General features: G+C 65.3%; 5 protein-coding genes. 2 read left to right on the forward strand and 3 right to left on the reverse strand.

Annotated elements, in window-relative coordinates; genetic code table 11:
• Window positions 1–485 precede the first annotated feature (485 nt).
• Window positions 486–1,517 (forward strand): glutathione S-transferase family protein, encoded by a 1,032-nt coding sequence (locus BN903_RS09405; protein ID WP_048077483.1) that lies wholly within the window; start codon window positions 486–488, stop codon window positions 1,515–1,517.
• Between the two features lie 708 nt (window positions 1,518–2,225).
• Here BN903_RS09405 and BN903_RS09410 read toward each other — a convergent pair.
• From BN903_RS09410 to BN903_RS09420, 3 genes are read right to left on the reverse strand one after another with little or no spacing between them, the layout of a single operon-like run.
• Window positions 2,226–3,293: a sugar ABC transporter permease gene (locus BN903_RS09410; protein ID WP_048077484.1), complete on the reverse strand. Its 1,068-nt coding sequence runs from the start codon at window positions 3,291–3,293 to the stop codon at window positions 2,226–2,228.
• Complete coding sequence (locus tag BN903_RS09415) at window positions 3,290–4,285, reverse strand: carbohydrate ABC transporter permease (RefSeq protein ID WP_048077485.1); 996 nt, start codon at window positions 4,283–4,285, stop codon at window positions 3,290–3,292. Before BN903_RS09415 ends, BN903_RS09410 begins: the two co-directional genes overlap by 4 nt.
• Before the next feature lie 15 nt (window positions 4,286–4,300).
• Window positions 4,301–5,569: an extracellular solute-binding protein gene (locus tag BN903_RS09420; RefSeq protein ID WP_228841078.1), complete on the reverse strand. Its 1,269-nt coding sequence runs from the start codon at window positions 5,567–5,569 to the stop codon at window positions 4,301–4,303.
• A gap of 265 nt (window positions 5,570–5,834) precedes the next feature.
• Here BN903_RS09420 and BN903_RS09425 point away from each other — a divergent pair, with 265 nt between their 5' ends.
• A complete protein-coding gene (locus BN903_RS09425) occupies window positions 5,835–6,968 on the forward strand; it encodes an ABC transporter ATP-binding protein (RefSeq protein ID WP_048077486.1) in 1,134 nt (377 codons plus the stop codon).
• Window positions 6,969–7,302 lie beyond the last annotated feature (334 nt).

A 7,302-nucleotide genomic window follows, 5' to 3' on the forward strand; every position in this document is an offset into this window, starting at 1 on the left:
CAGATCGTGAGCGGCGGTGACGCCGACCGCACCGCCGCCGACGATCGCGACCGACGGCGCGGGCTCGGCTCGCTCGTTCATGGCTCAGCGGACGACACGAGCGAGTGAAAAGACACCGGGACCACATGGGGTTCATTCGTTGCGGTGGCGCGCGCCTCCGAGCGCCCATCGGGCGCGAGGAGCGTCGCGCGAGGGAGTCGGCGGCGACCGACGGGAGCCGCCGACGAGGCTGGGGAGGTGTGAGGTGCGGTTGCGGTGCGGTGGGCGGGACTCGAAGGGGCAGCCGCGAGGTGGACAGAGGCGACGCAAGCACCGCAGGAGGGAGTGAAACGAGCGACGAGGAGCACAGCGAGCGTCTGTCCACCTCGCGGCTGGGGCTTCGGTGGTCGCAGCGTCGATGGGAAAAATCCAGACAGCAACGACGTACAGCCGGTGACACGTGTGTCCCCGGCCACATTATAGGTGTGGAAGCCCACGTTACGGACATGAACCAACTCGTGAACGGCGAGTGGCGGACGGACACCTACGAGACGACCAACGAGGAGGGGGCGTTCGAGCGCGGCGAGACCACCTTCCGAAACTGGGTCGCGGGCAGCGACGTGCCCGAGCACGTCGACGCCGAGCCGGACGAGCGCTTCCAGCCGGAGGCCGGCCGGTATCACCTGTACGTCTCCTACGCCTGTCCGTGGGCGCACCGGACGCTCCTCGCGCGCTCGCTCTTGGGCCTCGAAGACGCGATCAGCGTCTCGGTCGTCGACCCGTGGCGTGGCGAGGGGGGCTGGCAGTTCAGCCCCGAGAAGGACGGTTGTACGCGCGACCACCTCCACGACAGCGACTACCTCCGCGAGCTGTACGTCGAGGCCGACCCCGACGCCACCTGCCGGGTGACCGTCCCGGTGCTGTGGGACACCGAGGAGGAGACGATCGTCAACAACGAGTCGCGCGAGATCCTGCGGATGCTCTCGACCGCGTTCGACGACCTCGGAAACGGCGCGTCGCTCCTCCCCGACGAGGGCGACGACGCGACCGTCGCGGACGTCGACGAGGTGATCACGGACATCTACGAGCCGATCAACAACGGCGTCTACCGCGCCGGCTTCGCCACCTCGCAGGCGGCCTACGACGACGCGATCGACGACCTCTTCGACGCGCTCGACCGCTACGACGACCGGCTCGCGGACCGGCGCTACCTCGTCGGTGACTCGCTCACCGAGGCGGACATCTGTATGTTCACCACCCTGATCCGGTTCGATCAGGTGTACCACACGCACTTCATGTGCAACCGGCAGTTCATCCACCAGTACGACAACCTCTGGCCGTACCTCCGCGACCTCTACCAGACCGAGGGCGTCGCCGAGACGGTGAACATGTCCCATATCAAAGAGCACTACTACACCACGCACCCCGACGTGACGCCGACCGGAATCATCGCGCGCGGTCCCGACCTCGACTTCGAGGCGTCCCACGACCGCGACCGGCTCGCGGGAGCGCCGCCGACGCCGACCGCGGACGACTGAGGGAGAGACGGGGTGGTTCCGTCGGAACCGGGGTTTTGAGAGTTTCTCGGCGTGAAACGCCCGATCGACGGAACTGCGAACTGAACACTACTTCTCCGCCGTGGACTCGTTGGAACAGACCCCCCGGAGACGCGACGGGGCGTGTCGCTCACAGTCGTCTCGCACGCGGATCCACATGCCGTCTTCGTAGCACTGGACGAGCGCCGTCGCACACTCGACGGTATCGTGCCACCCATCTCTGACATCGCTGAGCGGTTTCGATGTCCACTCGGCGTCGTCCCTCCGCGCAAAATACCTTGTACTCACCCGGTTGTGTTCCCCAATCGCAGTCGGCGGTCGCCGCGTAAATCTGTCCATCGCCTGTCCCGCGGATTTGATGGGTGGACTCGTGGACCGTCTCGCCGTCCCGGTCGACGCGCAGGTCAATCTGGACCGGGTCAGGAGTGTGGTTTTCCGCCGCAAGCTGCGCGAGATGAATAGCGGTGTTGCCGGAGACAGCGTCAAGACAGCCAGTAATCGAAATCGCCGCCGAAAGCCCGATACTCGTGAGGAGGGCGCGTCGCTGCATACATCATACGGACAGAGTCCTACTAAATCTCTTTTGACAGCCGCAGCACAGGCGGTCACAGCAACAGTACGCACCGCGATGTGCTCAATCGACACCGAGCGATTCGTGAACTAAAACGCGAAAAGCCCCGAACGGCGAGACTACCCCTCCATCCCGCCGAACGAGAGGCCGTCCTCGACGGAGCGCTGCGCCGCGAAGTAGACGATCGCGACCGGGAGCGCGAACAGGTTCGCGAACGCCGCGAAGCGCGTCCACGGCGTCGAGAACCGGCCCTCGGTCGCGATGTTGTACAGCTCCACCGAGAGCGGGTAGTTCTCCGGGCGGAGCAGCGTCTGCGCGATGATGAACTCGTTCCAGCCGGCGAGCCAGACGAAGATGAGGACGACCGCGAGCCCCGGCTTCGTCAGCGGAATGATGACCTCCCGGATCGTGTCGAGGAAGCTCGCGCCGTCGACCATCGCCGCCTCCTCGTAGGAGACGGGGATGTTGTCCATGTACGTCTTCAGCAGCCACGTGTTGAACGGGATCGCCGACGCGGCGTAGAACAGCCCGAGAATGAACAGGTTGTTCGTGAGCCCGTAGGTGCTGAAAAGCGAGTACAGCGCCACGAGCGTCGCGATCGACAGTCCGGCACCGATCTGCGTGAAGAGGACGTAGCCGTAGAGGATGCGCTTGCGCGCCACGAACCGCCGGCGCGAGAACGCGTACGCCGCCGGGACGATCATCCCGAACCCGGCCGCGAGCGTCACGCTGACGATGTAGAGGCTATTGAACACCGCGCCCGGACCGGTGTCGGTCCCGGCCCACCGGAAGCTGAAGGGAAGGAGTCCGCCGCTCCCGCCGACGACGAGCTGGGGGTAGCCCCAGTCGCCGTCGACGAAGAAGAAGTCAGACTCGAAGATCACCCACCGGTACGCGCCGAGGTTGTACGTCGACGGGTCCGGGAAGATGCCGCTGGTGTTGAACAGTCGCGACCCCTCAGCGAGCGACGCGGTCGTGATCCAGAACAGCGGGAACAGCAACACGAGCACCATCGCGAGCCCGAACAGCGTCATCAGCACGCTCTTCGTCACGTCCCACGAGCTGCGCTTGCCGGTCCGAACGTCGTAGAGCGCCCGCTGGACCATGACGACGAACCGCTTCGGCGCGGTCGCGAGCGCGACCAGCTTGGCGGCGACGAGCGACGCGACCGAGCGGATCGCGCTCATTCGTCACCCACCCCCTCCGCGAGACCGCCGTAGCGCACGGCGACGAGCATGAACAGTCCGACGAAGGCGATACCGACGATCAAGATTGCGGCCGACAGGCCGAACTGGTTGAACGTGATCGCCTCGCGGTAGCCGTACACGATGATCAGCTCGTTCTGTCGCGACGGGCCGCCCTGGTTGAACACCCACGGGATCAGGAACTGTTGGAACGAGGTCGCGGCCGTGAGGATCGATGCGAACAGCACCGGCCCCTTGATCGCGGGTAAGGTCACGGTGCGGAACCGCTGGAGCGCGCCCGCGCCGTCGACCATCGCCGCCTCGTGGAGCGACCGCGGCACGTCTTGGAGCGCGCTCACGATGATGATCACCATGAACGGGTACGCCAGCCACACCTCGGTGGTGACGTACGCGAAGAACGCCTCCCAGCGACCGCTCAGGAACCCGATCGGCACGTCGAACAGGAGCGCCTGCGGGGCCGACAGCGACGACATGAACTCGTTGTACCGGCCCAAGATGGTGTTGAACACGCCGTAGCGGGCGTCGCTGAACATGCCGCGCCAGACGGTGATCGTGAAGATGCCGGGGAACCCAAGCGGGACGATCACCGCCGCGCGCATGTACCGCTTCCCGGCGACGCGTACGTGGTTCAACAGTAGGGCGATCCCAACCGCCAGGAACACCTTGGCCACGAGCGAGACGGCGACGAACAGCCACGTCGTCGTCATCGAGGTCCAGAACTGCGAGTCGTAGATTAGCTGGACGTAGTTCGCCAGCCCGATCAGCTCGGCACCGCCACCGATCACCGACCCGGCGAACGTCGCGTTGGTCAGGGAGATATAGAAGAGATAGAAGATCGGGTACAGCATGAAACTAGAAAAGAGGAGTACGCCCGGCGCGACGAGCAGCAGGCCCCAGTCGCGGCTGGCGAACGGCAGCACCGATCGGAGCCGCGACAGTCCGCTCGCGGCGGTTCCGGGTTGCGAGGAGGCCATGGCTCCGGGTAGAGCTTACAGCGCCTCCCGGATCTCGGAGGCGGCCTGGTCGAGCGCGGCGGCACTCTCCTGCTCGCCGTTGAAGACGCGTTCGAGCGCCTCCGTCAACGGATTCCAGACGCTGTCCATGTCGGGGTGGCTCGGCATCGGGACGCCGTAGTCCACCTGCTCGGCGAACGCCTGTACCTCGGCCGAAAGGTCCTCGTTCCCGACGACATCGGTGAGGACCGGAATGTACCCCCGCTCGTCGGCGTTGGTCAGGATGATGTCCTCGTTAGTCGTGTACCACTCCGCGAGGTCGGTCGCGACGTCGACGGTCGACGGGTCGGCGTCCGCGAGCATCGAGCTGAAGTAGAACAGCTGAATGCCGGAGTACGACCGTGGGTGGTTCCCGTCGATCGTTGGCAACGTCGTCACGCCGAGGTTGTCGACATCGTTCTGGAAGTCTCCGAGTATCCACGGACCGTTGATCGCAAACGGTGCGAGACCGTCCGCGAACGCAACGATCTGCGACTCGTAGCCCGGGTCTGCGGGCGTGTACCCGTAGAGGGTTTCGAGCGCGTCCATCCCCTGCTTACAGGCGTCGCTGTCGAGGCCGACCTCGAGGTTCGACTCGTCGAAGATGTCGCCGCCGTACACCTGAATGAATCCGCTCGCCTGATACGGGTCGGTAGCCGGGAACGAGAGCCCGTACTGCCCGTTGTCCGGATCGTGATGCTCGTCCATGATCGAGACCATCTCCTCCATCGTCTCCGGCGGCTCGTCGACGATGTCCTCGTTGTAGAACAGCGCCACGGTCTCGGAGGCGAACGGGAGCCCGTAGAGGCCGCCATCGAACTGGGCCGCCTCGCGGGCGGCCTGCGTGTAGCCGTCGAGCGAGACGTCGACGTCGTCGCTCGCGTCGTAGAGGAACGGCGGGTCCTCGCGGACCGCGAATCGCCCGACCCAGTCGTGCGCCCAGATCCACGAGTCCGGTCCGTCGCCGGCCGGGATCGCCGTTTCGAGCTGCTGGTCGAGCTCGCCGCCGGGCGCTTCCTTGTTGATGTTGTTGCCCGTCTCCGACTCGTACTGGCTGACGTACTCGGACATCGCCTCGTCCTCGCTGTCGGCAAGGTCCGTCCACAGCCGCGCCGAGCCTCCGCTCCCACCCTCTCCGCTGTCGCCGCCGTCACCGCCGTCGGAACCGTCTCCGCCGTCGCCGCCGGTGCTGATACAGCCCGCGAGCCCCGCGAGCGCAGTCGATCCCCCCATCGCCTTGAGCAGCGTTCTACGTTTCTCGTTCATGTTGCCAGAACAAATGAGGAATTATATTTTCATACATTTAGTGTTTGGGATCGTTCCGGATCGTTTTGGATCGTTCCTGAATGATTCGGATCGGCGCAGTCCGATCGATGTACCTCCGATCGGCGTGGATGTGCCTCCGATCGGCGCGGGTAGCCGAGCGTCACCATCGATCGCGCTCACGTGCCGATATCTGAGAAGTGATTTTTCACCAAATATCAGGAAAACAGCAAAGAACTCATATGCCAGCGGACCAGTCTTCAGGGAAATGGCACGCGTCACGCTCGATACGCTCCGGAAGGAGTTCGACCGAGGGACCATCGTCGCCGTCGACGATCTGGACTTGGAGATCGACGACGGCGAGTTCGTGACCGTGGTCGGGCCGTCCGGGTGCGGCAAGACGACCACCCTCCGAATGGTCGCGGGGCTCGAAGAGCCGACCTCGGGAACGGTCAGCTTCGACGACGAGGACGTCACCGAGGTCCACGCGAAGGAGCGCCCGGTCGCGATGGTGTTCCAGAACTACGCGCTGTACCCGCACAAGACGGTCCGCGAGAACATGGCGTTCGGGCTCAAGATGAGCACCGAGATGACGAAAGAACAGCGCCACGAGCGGGTCCGCGAGATGGCGGAGATGATGGGCATCGAGGACCTCCTCGACGACAAGCCGGACGAGCTCTCCGGCGGGCAGAAACAGCGCGTCGCGCTCGGGCGGGCCATCGCGCGCGAACCGGAGGTGTTCCTCTTCGACGAGCCGCTCTCGAACCTCGACGCGAAGCTCCGGACGGAGATGCGCGCGGAGATCCAGAAGCTCCAGAAGGAGTTCGGCGTCACCGCGATGTACGTCACCCACGACCAAGAGGAGGCGATGACGATGGGCGACCGGCTCGCCATCCTCAACGACGGGAAGCTCCAGCAGGTCGGCGCGCCGACCGAGGTGTACCAGAAGCCGGTGAACAAGTTCGTCGCCGGCTTCATCGGCTCGCCGTCGATGAACTTCCTCGACGTCGACGTGGAGACCGACGGAACGACCGCGACGATCCGGGACGAGTCGTCGGGGCTCGCGCTCACGCTCAGCTCCGAGTACGTCGCCGGCCACGACCTCGAAAGCGGCCCGTACACCCTCGGGATCCGACCGGAGAACATCGGGATCGTCGAGGACCCGACCGGCGAAGAGACGCTCACCGCGACCGTCGAGGTCGTCGAGCCGATCGGCTCCGACAACTACGTCCACCTCAGCGTGAACGACGACTTCCTCGCGCGAGCGCCGCCGGACGTCCAGCCGGAGACCGGCGACGAGGTCGGCGTCGTCTTCGACGAGGCGGACCTCCACCTGTTCGACGCCGAGACCGGCGAGGACGTGTTCCTCACCGACGAGGAGATCGCGGCCGCAGTCGCCTGAGACGGTTCGGTCTTCTCGGACGGGGTTCCGCTGTGAACCGATCGTTCACGCCTTCTCTCTGACCCGAGAACGGATACGCGGAGTGCTAACGTACGACTGTAAACTCCTGTTACCGCGGTGAGCGGCTCCGGACTCCCAGCCGCTCGCTACGACGCAGTTGCTCCCCGCGGCATGACCGCCGAAGCCCCAGCCGCGAGGCGGGCGCACGCTCGCTGTCGTTTGAAAGGCGCTTCGCGCCTTTCGTGATGACGAGACGCCGAAGGCGTCTCGAACCACGCTCCTCGTCGCTCGTTTCACTCGCTCCTGTGGTGCTTGCGTTACCTGCGCCCGCCTC

The sequence above is a fragment of the Halorubrum sp. AJ67 genome, from assembly GCF_000513435.1.